Annotated in this window: 11 protein-coding genes and 1 pseudogene; 3 read left to right on the top strand and 9 right to left on the bottom strand. The window is 76.5% G+C overall.

The genetic code is table 11. The annotated features are described in order from the left end of the window. Positions 1-10 precede the first annotated feature (10 nt). Complete coding sequence (locus ABEA15_RS12640; protein ID WP_345556781.1) at positions 11-1,489, top strand: mannitol dehydrogenase family protein; 1,479 nt, start codon at positions 11-13, stop codon at positions 1,487-1,489. A 259-nt stretch (positions 1,490-1,748) separates the two neighbouring features. After that, a complete protein-coding gene (locus ABEA15_RS12635; RefSeq protein WP_344141013.1) occupies positions 1,749-2,513 on the top strand; it encodes an SDR family NAD(P)-dependent oxidoreductase in 765 nt (254 codons plus the stop codon). Positions 2,514-2,669: 156 nt separating this feature from the next. Here ABEA15_RS12635 and ABEA15_RS12630 read toward each other — a convergent pair whose 3' ends face one another. The 3 genes from ABEA15_RS12630 to ABEA15_RS12620 form a co-directional block, all read right to left on the bottom strand. Beyond that, complete coding sequence (locus ABEA15_RS12630) at positions 2,670-3,287, bottom strand: TetR/AcrR family transcriptional regulator (protein ID WP_345556780.1); 618 nt, start codon at positions 3,285-3,287, stop codon at positions 2,670-2,672. A gap of 480 nt (positions 3,288-3,767) precedes the next feature. Next, positions 3,768-4,913, bottom strand: a complete 1,146-nt coding sequence (locus tag ABEA15_RS12625; protein WP_345556779.1) for an alcohol dehydrogenase catalytic domain-containing protein — start codon at positions 4,911-4,913, stop codon at positions 3,768-3,770. A gap of 116 nt (positions 4,914-5,029) precedes the next feature. Beyond that, positions 5,030-5,545: an acyl-CoA thioesterase gene (locus ABEA15_RS12620; protein ID WP_344141009.1), complete on the bottom strand. Its 516-nt coding sequence runs from the start codon at positions 5,543-5,545 to the stop codon at positions 5,030-5,032. Positions 5,546-5,847: 302 nt separating this feature from the next. Here ABEA15_RS12620 and ABEA15_RS12615 point away from each other — a divergent pair, with 302 nt between their 5' ends. Then, positions 5,848-6,369: a hypothetical protein gene (locus ABEA15_RS12615; RefSeq protein ID WP_345556778.1), complete on the top strand. Its 522-nt coding sequence runs from the start codon at positions 5,848-5,850 to the stop codon at positions 6,367-6,369. Here ABEA15_RS12615 and ABEA15_RS12610 read toward each other — a convergent pair. The 6 genes and pseudogenes from ABEA15_RS12610 to ABEA15_RS12585 all read right to left on the bottom strand — a co-directional run. Beyond that, positions 6,366-6,605, bottom strand: a pseudogene (locus ABEA15_RS12610) (hypothetical protein); the annotation flags it as partial. The gene ABEA15_RS12615 and the pseudogene ABEA15_RS12610 overlap by 4 nt on opposite strands. Before the next feature lie 98 nt (positions 6,606-6,703). Continuing rightward, positions 6,704-9,589, bottom strand: coding sequence for a protein kinase domain-containing protein (locus tag ABEA15_RS12605; RefSeq protein ID WP_345556777.1), 2,886 nt, complete (start codon positions 9,587-9,589; stop codon positions 6,704-6,706). Positions 9,590-9,667: 78 nt separating this feature from the next. Further along, positions 9,668-11,923 carry a transglutaminase TgpA family protein gene (locus ABEA15_RS12600; protein ID WP_345556776.1) on the bottom strand — a complete coding sequence of 752 codons (2,256 nt, stop codon included), beginning with the start codon at positions 11,921-11,923 and terminating at the stop codon, positions 9,668-9,670. Further along, on the bottom strand, positions 11,911-13,056 hold the full coding sequence (locus ABEA15_RS12595; RefSeq protein WP_345556775.1) for a DUF58 domain-containing protein: 1,146 nt from the start codon (positions 13,054-13,056) through the stop codon (positions 11,911-11,913). Before ABEA15_RS12595 ends, ABEA15_RS12600 begins: the two co-directional genes overlap by 13 nt. A gap of 43 nt (positions 13,057-13,099) precedes the next feature. Beyond that, the gene (locus ABEA15_RS12590; protein WP_345556774.1) at positions 13,100-14,140 is read right to left on the bottom strand and encodes an AAA family ATPase; all 1,041 of its coding nucleotides are present in this window, start codon (positions 14,138-14,140) and stop codon (positions 13,100-13,102) included. 507 nt (positions 14,141-14,647) lie between these two features. Further along, positions 14,648-16,807, bottom strand: a complete 2,160-nt coding sequence (locus ABEA15_RS12585; protein ID WP_345556773.1) for a hypothetical protein — start codon at positions 16,805-16,807, stop codon at positions 14,648-14,650. Positions 16,808-17,299 lie beyond the last annotated feature (492 nt).

The raw sequence follows: 17,299 nt of genomic DNA, 5'->3' as shown, positions 1-17,299 counted from the left end.
GGAGGTGACCATGACGACGGCGACGCCGCGGCTGAACCGCGCCGCCCGCGGGCTGCTGCCCACCGAGCTCACGGCCGAGCTGCCGCCGCCCGGGACCGGAACCGGGATCGTGCACCTGGGGCCCGGCGCCTTTCACCGGGCGCACCAGGCCGTGTTCACCCAGCTCGCCATGGCGGCCGAGCCCGGCGACTGGGGGATCTGCGCCGCGGCCTCGCGCGGCCGGTCGACGGTGGAGGCGCTGCGCGGCCAGGACAACCTCTACACGGTCACCGAGCGGGCGGCCGACGGCGCCGACCGGGTCCGCGCGGTCGGTGCGATCACCGACACCGTGTCGGCGCTGGACGAGCCTGAGCGGCTGGCGGCCGCCCTCGCGGCGCCGGCCACCCGCGTCGTCACCCTGACCGTCACCGAGGGCGGCTACCGCCACGACCCCGCCACCGGCCGCCTGGCACCGGACGACCCCGAGACCGCCGCGGATGCGCTCGGGCGCGCACCGCGCACCGCCGTGGGACAGCTCGTGCGCGGCCTGCAGGCGCGCAGCCGCGCGGGTGCCGAGTCGCTGACCGTGCTGCCCTGCGACAACCTGCCGCGCAACGGAAGGCTGCTGCGCGGGCTGGTCGAGTCCTTCTGCGAGATGCTGCCCGAGAGCGAGGCCGCCCCCTTGCTGGAGTGGGTCGGCGAGCGGGTGGCGTTCTGCTCGACGGTGGTCGACCAGGTCGTACCCGCCACTGAGCAGGCCGACCTGGACCGGGTCGCCGAGGCGCTGGGCGTCGCCGACGCCGCCGCGGTGGTCGGCGAGCAGCACCGCTCGTGGGTGGTCGAGGACGCCTTCGCGGGTCCGCGACCGGCCTGGGATCGCGTGGGCGTCCAGTTCACCCCCGACGTCGGTCCCTACGAGACGGTCAAGCTGCGCTGCGTCAACGCCCCCCTGTCCGCGACGGCGTGCCTGGGGCTGCTTCTGGGTGCCGAGACGGTCACCGAGGCGGTGGGCCGCCTGGACCTGCGCCGCTATCTGCGCGCGCTCTACCGCGACGAGCTTGCGCCCAGCGCCGCGGCGGTCGGCGGCAGCCCGCCCGAGTTCGACGCGCTGCTGGCGCGCCTGGGCAATCCGAACCTGCGCCACCAGCTCGCCAAGATCGCCCAGCAGGGCGTCGGCAAGCTTCCCCAGCGCCTCGTCGCGCCGGCCGCCGAGCACGTGCGCCGCGGCGAGGACCCGCATCTGGCATGCCTGGCGATCGCCGCGTGGGTGCACCTGCTGCGCGTGCCCGTCGGCGCCCGCCCGCGGCTGGACCCGGTCTCGGAGGAGATCGCCGCGGAACTCGCGCCCGCCCGCTACGCCACCGAGGCCGTCGACCTGCTGCGCGAGCGTTTGTACGGGCTGTCGGAGGAGTCGGGTTCGCGGCCCGATGTCGGCGACCGGGTCGCCGAAGCCCTGCGCACGGTGGAGGTGCGGGGCGTCCACGCGGCGGTCCAGGAGGCCGCGGGATAGCCGGGAGAGCCGGGATGGCCAGGATGGCCGGGAGAGGCGGGAGCGCAGACGGGATAGCCGGAACGGGGCGCGCAGGGCGCGGGTAGGTCAGGGCGGCCGGTGCCGGGCCGGTGTGCGGGTCGCGAGCACCGCGGAGTGATCAGCGGGCGTCGGCCGGCGAAGCGCCGATCGGCGAGGCGTCGAGCGGAGCGAGACCGACCACCGAGCCACCAGCTCACCAAGTCCCGAGTCACCGAGCAGTCGGAGCGAGGAGGAGCGGATGCGGATCGAAGGCGCTGTCGTCGTCGTCACCGGCGGCGGAACGGGGATCGGGCGGTCGGTGTGTCTTGAGGCGGCCCGGCGCGGTGCCGCCGGAGTCGTGCTGACCTACGCCCGGTCGGCCCAGGAGGCCGAGGACACCGCCGGAGAGGTGGAGGCCTGCAACGTACCGGCACTGCCCGTGCGGGCCGACGTCGCCGACACCGCTGCGGTCGAGGCGATGGCCGCCCGCGCCGTGGAGCGCTTCGGACGAGTGAACGCGCTGGTCAACAATGCCGGAACCACCCGCGCCGTGCCGGCGGAGGACCTCGCCGGACTGACCGACGAGATCTGGCACGAGATCCTCGACGTCAACGTGGTCGGCGCCTTCCGCTGCGCCCGCGCGCTGGAGCGCCCACTGCGGGAGGCGGGCGGCGCGATCGTCAGCACCTCGTCCATCTCGGCCTTCCGCGCGGGAGGTTCGTCGATCGCCTACGGCGTCAGCAAGGCCGCGCTGGAGCAGCTCACCCGTGCCCTCGCCGCGGCGCTGGCGCCCGATGTGCGCGTCAACGCGGTCGCTCCGGGTACGGTCGCCACCCGCTGGCAGACGGACCTGCGCGGCGAGGAGGGCTTCGCCGCGTTCAGCCGCGAGGAGCGCGAGGTCGTCCCCCTCCGTGCCACCACCCAGCCCGAGCAGGTGGCCCGCTCCCTGCTGGCCATGCTGGAGATGGACGCCGTCACGGGCGAAACCGTGGTGATCGACGGCGGCAAGCACGTGCTCTACTGACCGACCCCCGGGGTGGGACCATGGAGCGCCCCCTCCCTCGCCCCGAGGAGACGCGTTGCCCCCGTCGACTCCCTCCGACCCCTCCGGCCCGATGTCCCGGCTCTGGCACGCGGTGCCGCGGTGGAGGAGTGCTGCTGCCGCGACCGCCGTCCGGGGCTAACCGCCGAGGCGGCGGATCAGGTCGACGGTGGCTTCGGTGAGCCGGTCGGCCTCGTCGCGGGAGTCGGCGACGACGATCTCGCGGCGCGCCTCGCCGATGACCGCGGTCAAGACGCTGACGGTGAGCCGCTCCAGTGCGGAGTCGCCGGCCTGCAGCAGCGCCGAGTTCTGGCGCACCCACTCGCGGTTGCGGCCGCGGCGCAGCATGTCGAACCCGGGCGGACCGTCGCCGGCGAGCAGCAGCACGCCCACGTCCCGCCGCTGCCAGGACCCCTCCAGGAAGGCGCGGGCGCCCGCGATGAAGAGTTCGAGCGGGTCGTCCTCGCCGTCCGCGCGCGCTCGGGCCACGGCGGTGCCCGCCTGCTCCTCGTCGTAGGCCTGCTGGTCCTCCCACAGCGCAAGGAAAAGCTCGGTCTTGCCGCCGAAGTGGTGGTAGAGGCTCCCCACGCTGGAACCCGCGCGCTCGACCACGTCGGCCACCCCGGCATCGGCGAAGCCCTTGGCGGAGAAGATCTCCCGGGCGGCCTCCAGCAGGACGCTGCGGGTGCGGGTGGTGCGGCTCCACTGCCAGGCGCCCGCGCGCCCGCCCGTGCGTGTGCCCGTCCTGCGTGCCATGTGCGCCCTTCCGGTCCGCGGGGCTGCGTGCAGCGGCGACGCCCCGGAGCTGGCTGCGTGCGGATCCACGGTAGCGAAGGCGTGCCGGCGCTCGATTCGCGTCACGAGGAACACGGCACGCGGCGTACGGGAGCGGGATCGGGCGCGTGAGTGCGCCGACGGAGGGGCGCGCGGCCGGGCGGAGCGGTCGGGTCGTCGCCGCACGGCCTCGGTCTGCCCCGGACCTCCGGCCCGAGCAGGAGCCGCCGGCCCGGGCGGATCCGACTGCGGCTCCTACCGGCTGGACTCCTGCAGCCGCGAGCCGCAAGGGGCCGCGCCGGCTCCGCTCCCATCGGGCGGGATCTCGGCATCGGCCGGTCGGGAGTGGCCTTCCACCGCTGCGCGGACGTCGTCGCTTCCGGCCCGCCGGGGCTTGTTGCGCCGGGCGGCCGTGGGCACGCCCGCCGCCGCCCCGCGGGGCGGCGGCCGGCCGGCGGCGGCCTACAGCTCGACCACCTGCCGGACGGCCTCGCCCGAGGCGAGGCGGTCGAAGCCCTCGTTGACCTCGTCCAGCCGCAGGCGGCCCGACAGCAGTTCGGTGACCGGCAGCAGCCCGCGGCGGTACAGCGCGATGTAGGCGGGGATGTCGCGGGCGGGCACCCCTGATCCCAGATAGCTGCCGCGCAGCGTGCGCTCCTGGGCCGCCAGCGTCACCGCCGGGATCGACACGTGCCGGTCGGGATGCGGCAGCCCGACGGTGACCGTGGTGCCGCCTGGCCGCGCGGCCAGGTACGCCTGCGCCAGCACGTCGGCGCTGCCCGTGGTGTCGACGACCTTGTCGGCGCCGCCGCCCGTCAGCTCGCGCACCTCCTCCACCGCGTCCGGGCCGCCCGGAAGCCGTTCCGCGGAGCCCAGGCAGGCCGCCAGCTCGCGCTTGGCGGCGACGGGGTCGATCCCGATGATCTGCGCGGCGCCCGCCACGTTCGCGCCCAGCAGCGCCGACAGCCCCACTCCGCCCAGGCCGAACACCGCCACCCGCTCGCCCGGCCGCACATCGGCCGCCTTCAGGGCGGCGCCGACGCCCGTCAGCACCGCGCACCCGAACAGCGCGGCGACCTCGAAGGGCAGGTCGGCGTCCACGCGCACCGCGGAGTCGGCGGAGACGACCGCGTACTCGGCGAAGGCCGAGACCCCCAGGTGGTGGGCGGGCCGCTCGCCGTCGGGGCCGCGCCAGCGCCTGCCCCCGCCCACGAGGTCGCCGGCGTTGTTCGCGGCGGCGCCGCGGACGCACAGCGCCGGGCGGCCCTCCAGGCAGCGGGGGCAGCCCCCGCAGGGGGCGACGAAGTAGAGCACCACGTGGTCGCCGGCGGCGAACCGGTCCCCGGCACCGGCACCGAGAGCCACCACCTCGCCCGCCGCCTCGTGGCCGAGCACCATGGGCACCGGGCGCGGCCGGTCGCCGTTGACCACCGACAGGTCGGAGTGGCAGAGCCCGGCGGCGCGGATGCGCACCAGCAGCTCGCCGGGGCCGGGCGGGGCGAGTCCGAGCTCGCGCACCCGCAGCGGGCGCGAGCGGGCGTAGGGGGCGTCGGCGCCGATCTCCTCCAGGACGGCGGCGCGCACGGCCGCGGGGGCGGATGCGTTCACGGGCTCCTCCACTTCACCGGGTCATCGCGGACCGGCTGCCGCCGGTCCTCGGGTGCCGTTCACCTCGGGCGCGTCCGAGGCGGACGCGCGTCCCCGCCCGTCCGCGGCTTCGCCGGCTACCCCGGTTCCTCGGGCTTGGCGGGTCTCTCGGTTCTCTCAGGCTTCTCGGGCCGCTCCAGTTCCTTCAGCGCGGCGCGCAGCCGGCCCTCGACGGGGACCGGCCTGCGGGTCCCCCGGTCGACGAAGACGTGCACGAAGCGCCCTTCGGCCACCACGGAGCGCCGGTCACTGCGGTAGAGCCCTACCCGGTAGTGGACCGAGGAGGTGCCCAGGCGGGCGACCGCCAACCCGACGGCCAGGACCTCGGGAAAGCCGATCTCGGCGGTGTAGGAGCACTGCGACTCCACGCACAGGCCGATGACCTCGCCGCCCCGGTAGTCCAGCCCGCCCTGCTCGATGAGCCAGGTGTTGATGGCGGTGTCCATGAACTCGTAGTGGACCGTGTTGTTCATGTGGCCATAGGCGTCGTTGTCGGCCCACCGCGTGGGGATCTCCGTCCAGTGGGCGTATTCCGGCGCGGCCCCGCCCGCAGCGCCGGTCCCCGCACCGGCGGCGTCGTCGGCAGTGTCCACCGGTCACCCCCGTTCAGCATCGCGACATACCGATTGGTATGTACCGTATCGCGTGCCCGCGGGCGACGTTCACGCGGGGAGTCGGCGGCGCCGGCGCGGTGCCCCCAGGAGAAAGCCCGGCGGGAGGAGGCGGCGAGGAGACCAAGCAAGGAGGGCGGAGGGCGGCCGAGCAGGGCGCCGGACGGCCGCTCTTGCGCGGCACTCGGCGTTGGGGTAGAAGGCGGTGTGTCGGCCGCGGGCCGGACGCCAACCCCGGTGGCCGAGCATCCGGCGCGCCGCTTGCGACGATGGACGGTGATGGCATGGCACACGGCCGGAGCGACCGCGGTGCGGCCGGGAGCGATGGCGCCGCGGGACTGCCGGACTGGGCCCGCGAGCCGGTCCTGCTCGGCTGCCACGGCGGCGCCGGGACCACCACGCTGCGCATCCTGCTGAGGACCCCGTGGGAGCTGGGGACCTACTCGGTGGAGCGCAGCGAGATCGACACGTTCGGCCGTCCGCTGGTCCTGGCCACCCGTAACAGCGTCGCGGCCGCCGCCCGCGCCGCCGAGGTCGCCGACCACGTGGCCGCGAGCGGGGCGGGGATCGCCGCTGTGGCCGTGGTCGCGGACGGCTCGGGCCCCGAGCCCCGCGCGGCCGCCGACCTGTTGAGTCGCGCCGGGCGGCACGCGAGTGCCCTCGTCCGCATTCCCTTCGTCGCGGGCCTGCGCCAGGTCGACGTCGCCGAAGCCGACCGCGTGCGGCTGCCGAAGAAGGCGCAGCAGGCGCTCGCCGAGATCACCGCCGCCTGCGACCGAGCCGCCGCCGCGACCCTCGCCCCTTAGGTTCTGTTTTTTGAACGGGTGAGGTCGCGCAGCCAGATCCGGATCGCGGCGAGCTGGACCGTGCCGTCATAGACCGCGGCCCGCTTGTCGTACCTGGTCGCCACCGCACGGTTCTACTTGAGCAGGTTGATCGCCCGCTCCACGGTGTTGCGGCCGCGGTAGGCCCGCCGGTCGAAGGCCGGGGGCCTGCCGCCCGCCGAGCCTTTGCGCCTGCGGTGGGCCCGCTGGTCAGCGGGCTGGGCCGTGCCTAGCCGCAGACCCCGGAGAGCCGGCAGCGCTCCGCCACTTCGGGGCGGTGGCGTGGGGGCGCTGCGCGTGCGGCGGGCCGAAAGGCTCACTCCTGGGAACCGCGGTCGGTGCACACCTCTTTCGAGGCGGCGGCGAGGTCGATGGACTGGACGGCCACCACTCGGAAGCAGTACTCGACATCCGGGTTGAGGCCGGTGATCTCGACACTGGTCTCGCCCGCCGGCACGCTCGCCATGCCGGAGTCCTCGCCAGCGCCGACCGGGCCGCCGACGACATGGTGCGTTGCCGCGCCGCCGGTGCTGTCCGCCCAGGAGAGGGCGACGCTGATCGTGCCGTCCCGGATCTCGACCGAGGTCGGGGCTATGTCGGCCGGGCCGGTCGCGTCGCCGCTCGGCTCGGTGCCGTCGGAGGCGTCCTGTGCGGCGTCCTCGGCGGCGTCGGCCGCCTCCGCGTCGTCGGCGGCCAAGGGACCGCCGCCTGCCGGCGGCGCGGACGGCTCCGGTGAGGCCTCGGCGGCCGCCGGCGGATGCCCGGAGGACGCCGGCGCGGACGACAGCAGCGGAGAGGCCAGCCACGCTGCGCCGGCGACCACCGCAAGAAGGGCCGACGCCGCCAGCGCGTACAACGCGACCCGTCCCGCTCGCCGTCGCTTGCGGTTCCCGGAAACCGGCGGGAGGAGAGCATCGAGAGGCGGGCCGCCGGTGGGAGGGAGCTGCGGGGGGCCGATCGGCGGGTGCTGCCACGGCGGGACGCCGCCGCCGGGCGTCCCGCCGGGTGCGGCGGCCGTCCCGCCGTCGAACGCATAGGGCGGCGGCACCGCACCCCGTGTAGCGGGTGCGACCCCGGGATCGAGCGCATAGGGCGGCTCGGGAACGGCGTCCAACCCGGTTACGGCCGCGTCGTCGGCGGCCCCGGAGGGCTCGGGGAGGCTGTGCCCGTCGGCCCCGGCGGCGGAGCCGGCGTGCCGCCGGGAGTCTTCGGCGCCGGACGCGTCTCGGGCCGGAGCGTCCGCCGCTGCGGAACGGGCGGGCCCGGGCCCCGGGCCCGCCGACCGCTCGTCCGGTAGCAAAGCGGGTGGCGCCGCGACCTCCGCCGCCGGTACGGGAGGCGGTAGCGGCTCCGGGAAGGGGAGGCCGGTGCCGGGCGGTCTTTCGCGCCGGTGCTCGCTGGAAGGGTCGTCGGTGGCCAGCAGGGGGTTTGCGGGGTGCTCCGGGGAACCGTGTGCGAAGTCGGGTGGGGCCTGGTCCGCGTGCGTGCCCGGCGCCCCGCTTCCGGCGGCGGGCGGTCCCTCGTGCCCGTGACCCTCAACGGGGGTTTCGGTGGCGTGCAGTGGGGGGTTGGAGCGGTGCTCCGGATGCGGTGGCGCCCACGGTCCGGACGGCGGCGACAGGGTATCCGCGCCGGGCGGTCCTGTGTTCTCGTGCTTGCCGGAAGGACTCTCGGCACTGCCCGGCGGGAGGTCGGGGGTGAGCCTGAGGGAGGGTGGAGCCCTGTGTGCGGCGCCCGGGTCGGCATGGTCCGCGAGCCTGGTCGGCGGGGCCCCGGTTCCGGCTTCGGGGGTCTTCTTGGGTCCGTGCTCGTCCACGGGGTTTTCGGCCGTGCCTGGCACGGGAACCGCGGGGTGCTCCGGGGAACCGCGTGCGGGGTCGGGTAGGGCCTGGTCCGCGTGTGCGGCGCCGGGGTGGGCTTGGTCCGCGGGCGCGTTCGGGGCCCGAGTTCCGGCGGGCGGTCCCTCGTGCTTGTGCTCACCGATGGGGGCTTCAGTGGCGTGTAGCGGGGGGCCGGAGTGGTGCTGCGGAGGCGGTGGTGCCCAGGGTCCGGTGTCGGGTCCGGACGGCGGCGGCAGGGTATCCGCGCCGGGGCCGGTGCCGCGCTCGGGCGTGTTCGGCGGCACGGATTCGGCGCCGGCCGGCTCCTGGTGTACCGCCGTGTCCCGGTGTGCGGGCGGCTCCGGGACGCCGGTGTCCCGGACGCCCGTGCCCGCGGCGGCCGCGGTCTGCTGGAGGCGGCGCCTGCCGGGGCTCAGCGCCGCCGGTGCTGTGCCGGGCGGCGGACGGTGGTCCGGTCGCGGGCCCGGGCGCCGGGTGGTGGGCAGCGGAGGAGGCGCTTCAGCGGGGTCCGCCGCGTCCTCGCCGCGCAGCAGCGACGCGAAGGCGGCCGCATCGCCCACCCGTTCCGCAGGGTCGGCGGCCAGCGCGCGGCGCAGAACGTCCTGGATCCGCTCCGGCACGTCCTCGCGCGGTACCCGCGGGGGAGCGGACCCGAGCACCCGCACGCGGTAGGAGGCCGCCGGAGCGCCTCGCTGCGCCTCCTCCGCTGCCTCCCCCGCGCCGTCGGCGAACGGCGGGTGCCCAGCCAGCAGCGTCCACACGGTGGAGGCGAGCCGGTACACGTCCGACGCCGGTCCCGGAAGCGCGCCGGCCAACTGCTCCGGCGGAACGTGCTCCACCGCCCCGTCGCGGTGGTGCGCCGGCGGGAAGGGGTGGTCGCGGGGCAGCGCCGAACCGAAGTCGATCAGCGCCGGGCCGAACCGCGCCCGCAGGATGTTCTCCGGCGCCACCGCATGGTGCAGCAGCCCGCGCGCGTGCACCGCCGCGAGCGCGTCGGCCACGGCGGTGCCCACCGCTACGCCCTCGGCGACCGCGACCGGCCCCTGCTCGGCCAGGATGCGCCGGTAGTCGCCGTCGGGGCAGTCCTCCATGACCGCGTACGGGCGGCCGTCGCCGGCCGTGCCGTGCTGGAGCAGCGAGTGGACGCCCCGGTTGGACGAATGCATCCGCCACAGCTCGATCTCATCGCGCTCCTCGCGGGGCCCGCGGGCGCGGGCGAACTTGACGACGACCCGGGTGCCGCCGGGGTCGCGCCTCGCGCGGTAGAGCACGGAGTCGTCGCCGCAGTACAGCGGCTGCGGCGCGAACACCCCGGGCACGTTCAGCACCGCGTCGCCCGCGCGGCTCGGCGCATCACCCACGGCGCACCTCCTGTCCTTCGCCGAACGGCCGTCGTCGGACGCGGGCCGAGGGCGCCGCCCTGCGATGCCGTGCTGTCCTCATCGGCGCCTCCAGAAAAGCGGTCGCGGGTCGACCCACCACAGCAGGCGGCGGCCCCGGCCCGCGCGGCGGCGCAGCGCGGCCGTGTAGGCGCGCACCTCCGCGGAGGCGGCGGCCGCCTCCGCCGCGCCGACCCGGTCGGCGCGCTCCTGGGGCGGCACGAACGCCATCGCGTTCAGGGCCCGCCCCAGCGCCCACTCGCGCCTGCCGCCTCCGGGCGGCGGAAGCAGGCCGTCGGACCGTGCCAGCACGTCGGTGACCGTGTCGGCGGGCCGCGGCGCCGCACCGGCCAGGCGCAGCCCGTCGCGCAGCTCCCACCACGCCCCCGCGAGCCTGCGCCGGGGGTCGCGCGCGCCGAGCCGGACCCCGCGCCGCACCCCCCGCAGGACGCCGGCGACCAGCGCCGCGAGCACCACGGCCGTCGCCGCGCCCGCGCCGCTGCGCCCGGCGAACTCCCAGGCGTAGGCGACGTCCAGCGGGGTGCCGGTGATCCGGAGGAACCCGCCCTCCTGCTGCGCGGCGCCCGCGCCCGCCTGCCCGCCGGAGCCGCCGCCCGCGCCCGCCTCGGAGCCGGTGTCGGCGCCGTTGCGCTTGGGATCGCCCGGAGTGACGTCGAACGGCGCCCAGCCCACGCCCTTCAGGTAGACCTCGCCCCAGGCCACGGCGTCGCCGGAGCGGATCAGCCGGCTGTCGCCGCCGTCGATCGCGGTGCCCTTGCCGAAGCCGACGACCACGCGGCTCGGCAGTCCCGACGCCCGCGCCAGCAGCGCGAACGCGCTCGCGAACTGACCGGAGGTGCCGCCGCCGCCCTGCTCGTGCGGCGGCACCAGCAGTTCGGCGAGGTTGGCGTAGCCGTGCCCGCCGGGCGCCTCGGGTGCGAAACCGTAGTTGGCACGCAGGTGGCCGGCCAGGCGGTTCGCGCGCTCGTAGGGCGTGCCGTCGCCATAGGCCTCGGCGATCCGCTCGATCTCCTCAGGGGCGCCCGCGGGAAGTTCCAGGTACTCCGCGAACTCCTCCAGGTCGGGCTCGCCAGCCTGCTTCAGGTCGGGCTCGCGGTACTCCGGCGCACTGCCCACCACCCGGTAGTGGAGCCCCGCGGCCGCGCCGCTGCGGGTGCGCAGTGTGGCCGACGCGGGCTCGAAGGCGACCGGTGTCCCCTCCACCCTCCGCGGCAGCCCGGCCGCCGGAAGCCAGTGCCCGGGCAGCTCCTCGACGTCGACGGTCACCCGCCGCGGCCGCCCCGGCGGAACCTCGTGCTCGGGCTCCGGCAGGACCTGCGAGGAGGCGCGGTAGCGGCCGGCGGGCAGCCAGGTGACGCCGTCGAAGTCGGACAGCGTGACCCACCGCAGCTCCGTCGGCTGATCGGAGGTGACGCGCAGCAGCCGCCGGCCGGGCTCGGCGGACCAGCCGGCGAGGTAGCTCAGCGGGCTCACCGCCGCGGTGTCCTCCTCGGGCGGCACGACCGCGGCGCGGGGGTCGGCCGGGCGGATCGGCGCGCCGTAAAGGGCCAGCGGGCCGACGTAGGCGGTCAGCCCGGCCACCAGCGCCAGCACCGCGCTCAGGCTCAGCGCCCGCGGCAGCGCGCCCGCGATGCGCCCGGACCGGGTGCGGCGGGCGGTGATCGGAGCCACCGCGGCGCCGGTGCCTGCGGGGCCGGCTCCGCCGCCCGGTCCCGGCGAGGAGTCGGCGGCGGCCGCCAGCAGCACGACCGCCGCCAGTGCGAACAGCGCCGCGGGGTAGTAGGCCGGCCTGATGTCGGGACCGTTGAGCACGGCGGCGCCCGCCAGCGCCACCAGCGGGCACAGCAGCGCCGTCAGCGGGGATCCGGCCCGCACCGCCAGAACCGAGGCGGCGCCCGCCAGCCACACGCCCAGGGACGGCAGCGCCAGCGTGTCGGCGGCCACGGCCGTCGGCAGCGAGGTCGTCAGGATGCGGGCGCCGGAGTGGGCGACGGCGTCCACGGTTCCCCACCACAGGTCGTCGCGGGGCCCCGGTACCGCGGCCACCAGCACCGCCACGCCGCCGAAGGCGAGCGGAAGCCCGGCCGCCAAGGCGGCGACCGGACCCAGCCGGCTACGCAGCAGCGCCGTGACCAGCACGGCCGCCGCCGACCACCCGGCGAGCAGCGCGGCGACCGGCGCGGGCTGGACATAACCCGGCGCCACCGCGAGCCCCGGCGCGGCACCCGCCGCGACCAGCGCCGCCAGGACCACCGCCCCCCGCGCCGCCGCGGCCGCCCGGTTCACGCCGACCACCGCTCACCGCTCCAGCGTGCGGCCAGGTCGCGGGCGTCGCCGGCGTCGACCACCGTCACGCCGGGAACGGCGCCGAGCGGTCGGCCGTACCGGCGCAGCACGATCAGCACCAGCCGCGGGTACACCTCGCCCAGCCGCGCGAACATCCGCGCCTCGGCCGCCGTGATCGACGCGCTGACCAGCACCGCGGTGTCGCCGAAGGGGCGGTTGCGCAGCCGCCACAGCTCACGGGCGAGGTCGGCGCCCGGGTTCGGGTGCGCCTCGGCGAGCAGGTCGAGCATCGGCGCCAACCGACCGGTGCTCTCGACCGACCGTCCGCCCACCAGCCGCAGCTCGCAGGCCCACCGCCCCTCGACCGCCGCCGCCACGACCGAGGCCGCCGCGCTCGCGACCTCGTCCAGGGCAGCGAGCTCGTCGCCGGCCGCGCCGCCGCGGTCGTCGGCCACGACGCTGATGCGCGTGTGGGAGGTGTCCAGGTGCTCGCGCACCATGAGCTTGCCCTGGCGTGCCGTGCTGCGCCAGTGGATGTGCCGCACGTCGTCGCCCGCTACGTAGTCGCGCAGGGTGTGGAAGCTGACGCTGCCCGCGCGCCCGCCGTCGAACACGCCCTGCGGGTCGTCGCTGCGGCCGACGGGCATCGCGCCCAGCGTCTCCCACCGGGGGTGCACCCAGATCCGGTCGGTCCCGCCGGAGACGCGCCGGGCGGCCGCCAGGCCCAGCGGGTCGCGCCGCCGCGACTCCAGCGGTCCCAGGTCGAGCACGCCGCGCCGCTCGGCCCGCAGCCGGTAGCCCGTCGGCCGGGGGTCGCCGGACCGGGTCGCGGGCAGTTCCACCGACCGCGCTCCGGTCGGGCCGGCGACCCGGTCGGCGAGCAGGTGCGCGCCCCGGCCGCGGCCGTCCTCGTCGGTGCCCAAGACGACCTCGACCTCGTCGCCCGGCGAGACCCGCGGTGTGGCGACCGAACGCCGCACCTGCATCGGACGCAGCCGGCCCACCAGGGCCACCGACACCAGGACAACGGCGAAGGGCACCGCGCCCAGCACCAGCAGCTCCCGGTAGCCGAACCCGGCGCCCGCGACGAGCAGGGCGGCGCCGCCGGCCAGCACCAGCCAACCGCGGGCGGTCGGCAGCACGGCGCCGCTCCCCGGCCGCTCCCGCGCGTCGCCGCCGCCCGCCTCAGCCATCGGCCAGCCGCACGGCGTGGGGAGCGGGCGTGCGGTCGACGATGTCGCCGAGGACGTCGGCCGGGCTGCGCCCGCTGATCGCCGAGCCCGCGGCCGGCACCAGCCGGTGGGCCCACACGGGCACGGCCAGCGCCTTGACGTCCTCGGGCGTGGCGTAGTGGCGGCCTTCGGTGAGCACGTACATGCGCAGCGCGCGCATCAGCGCCGCCGTGGCGCGCGGGGAGACGCCGACGTGGATCTCGTCGTGCGCGCGGCTGGCGTGGGCCAGGTCCAGCGCGTAGCGGTACACGGCGTCGTGGATGTGCACCCGCGTGGCGGCAGCGGACATGCGTGCGAGCTGTTCGCCGCCGACGACCGCCGTCAGCTCGTCGGTGCTCTTGAGCCGGTCCCCGCGCATGATGGCGAGCTCGGAGTCGGTGTCGGGATAGCCCAGGGACAGCCGGATCAAAAACCGGTCGAGCTGGGCCTCGGGCAGCCGGTAGGTGCCGTCCATCTCGACAGGGTTCTGCGTGGCGACCACGAGGAAGGGCCGCGGCACGGGGTAGCGCCGGCCGTCGACGGTGACCTGGCGCTCCTCCATCACCTCCAGCAGCGCCGACTGCGCCTTGGGCGAGGCGCGGTTGATCTCGTCGGCGACGACGACGTTGGCGAAGACCGGGCCCGGGTGGAACTGGAACTCGCGGGTGTCCTGGTTGAACACGGGGACGCCGGTGACGTCGGAGGGCAGCAGGTCGGGGGTGAACTGGATGCGGTGCCACTCGCCGTCGGTCGCCGCGGCGACCGCGCGCGCCAGCGTGGTCTTGCCGACGCCGGGCACGTCTTCCAGCAGCACGTGGCCCTCGCTGAGCATGGCGACGAGGGCGAGGCGGACCATGTCGGTCTTGCCGAGGACGGCCGAGCCCACTTCGGCGGCCAGCCGCCGGAAGGCCGCCGCGTGCTCGGCGGCCTCGGACCCGGTCAGCGTCGGGGCGGGGGAGCCGGCGCCGGATCGGGGGACGCTGTCGGGAGCGGTGCGGGGGGCCGAGGTCGTCATAGTGGAGTCTCCGCATCGTGCGGTCGGGTCGGGCGGTGCCGCGGTGCCGGGAGGCCGGGCGGTGCGGTACCGGGGCAGCGGGGGCTCCGTCGCGCCCGGTGCCGGCCGCGCGACGGAGGCGTGTCTTCGGAGCGCAAGGCGGGCCGGGGCCTGTGCCGTCGGCCGGCGTCTGAGGAGAGCGCCGTTCGGCGCGTGCCGTGCCGAGGTCGCCGCACGGCGGCGCTCCGGGGCGAGACGGCGCGCGGTGCCACGCCGGCGGAGGCCCCGGCGGCCGATCGGAGCGCCCGCCGGGGCCGACCGGGCGCAGCGGGGCGGGGTGCCGCGCGGCGGCTCCGGTCGCCCGGCCCATGGCGGCGCCTCCTCCCTGTCGTGCTGCGGAATGTTGGGTTCGGGGGCCAGGGGTGCGCCATGCCTGCGCGCTCGCCGCCCGCCCGGCGCCGCGGTTCGGTCCGGGCGGACTCGGCGGAGCGGTGCAGGCGCCCCGTCCCCTCCATTCGGTCACACGCGTCAGGACGCGGGCTCGGCATCGGCGTCCGGTGTGGTGTCGGAGGCGTCGTCCTGCTCCGGAGTTCCGCCGGGTCCCGTTCCGCCTGTTCCCCCGTCGGCGGGTGCCTCCGGCTGTTCGGCCCCGTTCTGCGGTCCGCCGGTGCCCTCTTCGGGCGGGGCGTCGCCCGGGCCACCGCCGGAGCCGCCGCTCTCCGGCGGCACGTCGTCTCCGGGATCGGGGTCGGTCCCGGGATCGGTGACCGGGGGTTCGGGGTCTTGGGGGTCTTCGGGGGGCGGAGTGTCGCCGGGATCCGCGGGATCGGGGGTGTCGCCGCCGTCCTCGGGCTCCTCCGTACCGGTTCCGCCGCCGTCGCCGTCGTCTCCTCCTTCATCTCCGCCGTCGGGACCTCCGCCGGGATCCGCGCCGCCGTCGTCCTCCTCCTCGGGGGCCTCGTCGTCTCCCTCGGCGGAGTCGTCGTCATCCCCGCTCTGGTCGCCGTCGCCGCCGTCGCCCTCATGGTCCTCGTCGTTCTCGTCGTCCCCGGACTCCGGGGGTTCGGGGTCCTGGGGATCGAGGATGCCGCCGCCGGGCAGGTCGGGCAGACCGCCGTCGTCCGAGCCGTCCTCGGACTCCTCGTCCTCGTCGTCCCCGCCGCCGGATCCGGGGCCCTCGCCGCCGTTTCCGCCGGGGGGCAGGGGCAGGCCGCCCCCGCCGCCCTGCTCGCCGTCCTGGCCGCCCTGCTCGCCCTGCTCCCCGCCCTGGCCGTCGCCCGGCGCCCATTCGCCGTCGGGCAGGTCGGGGACGTCCGGGGGCCGGGGCGGCTGTTCGGCGGACGGCTCCTCGTATCCGTCCTCGTGCTCCTCGGGACGCGCCTCCTCGCCGCGGCCGCCTTCGGGGCGGCCGGGAGGCTCGGGCAGGTCCTCGGGCGTGCTGGCATCGGGCAGGTCGGGCTGCTCGGGCACGTAGCCGCCGCCGTCGGGGCCCTCGACGTAGGGATCGGCGCTGTCGCCGCCCGGGCGCTCGCCCTGGTTCTCGGCGCCGCCCGGGCCGTCGGCCCGGGGATCGGTGTCGTACTTGCTCACCTTGCGCACACCGCCGTCGGAATCGACGACGAGGGCCGACTCCGACTCGGGCGCGTTGATGAACAGGTGCTCGTCGCGGACCTCCAGCTCCAGCGGGCTCTCGCCGGCGTCCGGCACGCGGATGGTGGTGCGCTGCCGCCCGTCGCTGGAGAACCTGCGGACCAGGCCCTCCTCGGAGTAGGGCACGTAGACGTCGCCGGCGAAGGGCACCGCGGCGTCGGGGCGGGTGCCGTGCACGGTGAACGTCCGCACCCGCGGGTCGTCGGGCAGGCCTTCGACCGCGACCACGGACGAGGTGTCGGGGACCGTGACCGCGGCGAGTCCGCCCTCGGTGCGGTCGGTGACCTCGGCGCCGTTCACGCCGACCGGCGACTCCACCGTGTCGGCCGACCCGCCGGTCACCACGCTGAGCTCGTCGGAGTCGGTGTTCACCGCCAGTGCGCCGGAGTCGAGCACGGTGATCGCGAGGTCGTCGCCGGGATCGCCCACGGGCACGCTCTCGACGACCTCCGGCTGTTCGGAGCGGGTGTCGATGCCCACGACGGTGCCCTGCGACGGGGAGGCCACCCACAGCACGCCCTCGGCGTCGAACTGCCCGCCGACCAGGCGGCCGCCCAGGCGCAGCGGTTCGCCCGCGGGCCGCAGGGTCTCGGGGTCGACTCGGCGGACCTCGCCGCGCTCCTCGGCGATGATGACCGCGGCGCCGCGGCCCAGGACGAAGCGGTTGTCGTCGGCCGAGCCGATCCCGGACTCACCGGTGAACTCCATGCGCGCCAGGTTCACCGAGGTCAGCGAGCCGGCTTCGAGGTCGTGCAGCACCAGGTGCCGGTTGTTCTGCGCCAGGCGCACCGGATGGTCCTCGGCGCCGTCGACGGAGTGGACCAGGTCGACCCGGCCGTTGTTGGCGTTGACGCGGATGACCTCGCCGGTGACCGCGCTCCACAGCCAGGTGGAGCCGTCCGAGAGGTCGTCGAGGCGGCTGAAGGCGCCGACACCGAACACCGCGCTGCCGACGAGCGCGGTGGCCAGGCCCGCGACGGCCGCGCCCGCTGCGGGTCGGCCGAAGCGTGTGCGCGGGGAGCCGTGCTGGTGGCGCAAGGGGGTCTCCTGTCCATTCCTCCGGGGGTGAAGAACGCGGGGCCATGCCCTGCGGCGGCGCCGCCGCTGCCCGAAGTGTCCGCCGGACCGGGGAGGGGCACCGGTCGGCCGTGCTGTGAGCAGCGGAGACATCTGGTCGATGCGGTTGCGCTCGTGCCGCCCGCCACTACTCTCAGCTATGGAGCTGCGTCGCCTCGTTCGGGAATACGAATTCTCGGACCTACCGCTCCAGGAACTTTACTCGGATCCCCACCGTGAAAAAAGGCGATCCCGGGGTTGTGGATTTCCGCGTGGCGGCCCCCGCGCGAGGCTTCTCCCTGCCGCCGCGGCGCGGGCTCACGCCCGCCGGCAACGCGCGCTCGGCGGTGCGCCGGGCGCGCACGCACGCCGGGCGCGGCGGGGCTCCCCGCCGTTCTCGGGGCCCGGCCGCAGGCGCCCGGAGATTCCGAACGCAAATCGCAGGAATCCCCCGGTCAAGGCGGCGCATTCCGC

This window comes from Streptomonospora halophila (assembly GCF_039542725.1).
Lineage (GTDB): Bacteria > Actinomycetota > Actinomycetes > Streptosporangiales > Streptosporangiaceae > Streptomonospora > Streptomonospora halophila.
The sequence above is the reverse complement of the archived record's forward strand: the minus strand, read 5'-3'. Positions and strand labels throughout refer to the sequence as shown.

What these genes read in the sequence shown, in the direction of transcription:
- ABEA15_RS12640 (WP_345556781.1), top strand. Translation starts at nt 11, where the DNA reads ATGACGACGGCGACGCCGCGGCTGAACCGCGCCGCCCGCGGGCTGCTG.
- ABEA15_RS12635 (WP_344141013.1), top strand. Translation starts at nt 1,749, where the DNA reads ATGCGGATCGAAGGCGCTGTCGTCGTCGTCACCGGCGGCGGAACGGGG.
- ABEA15_RS12630 (WP_345556780.1), bottom strand. Translation starts at nt 3,287, where the DNA reads ATGGCACGCAGGACGGGCACACGCACGGGCGGGCGCGCGGGCGCCTGG.
- ABEA15_RS12615 (WP_345556778.1), top strand. Translation starts at nt 5,848, where the DNA reads ATGGCACACGGCCGGAGCGACCGCGGTGCGGCCGGGAGCGATGGCGCC.
- ABEA15_RS12590 (WP_345556774.1), bottom strand. Translation starts at nt 14,140, where the DNA reads ATGACGACCTCGGCCCCCCGCACCGCTCCCGACAGCGTCCCCCGATCC.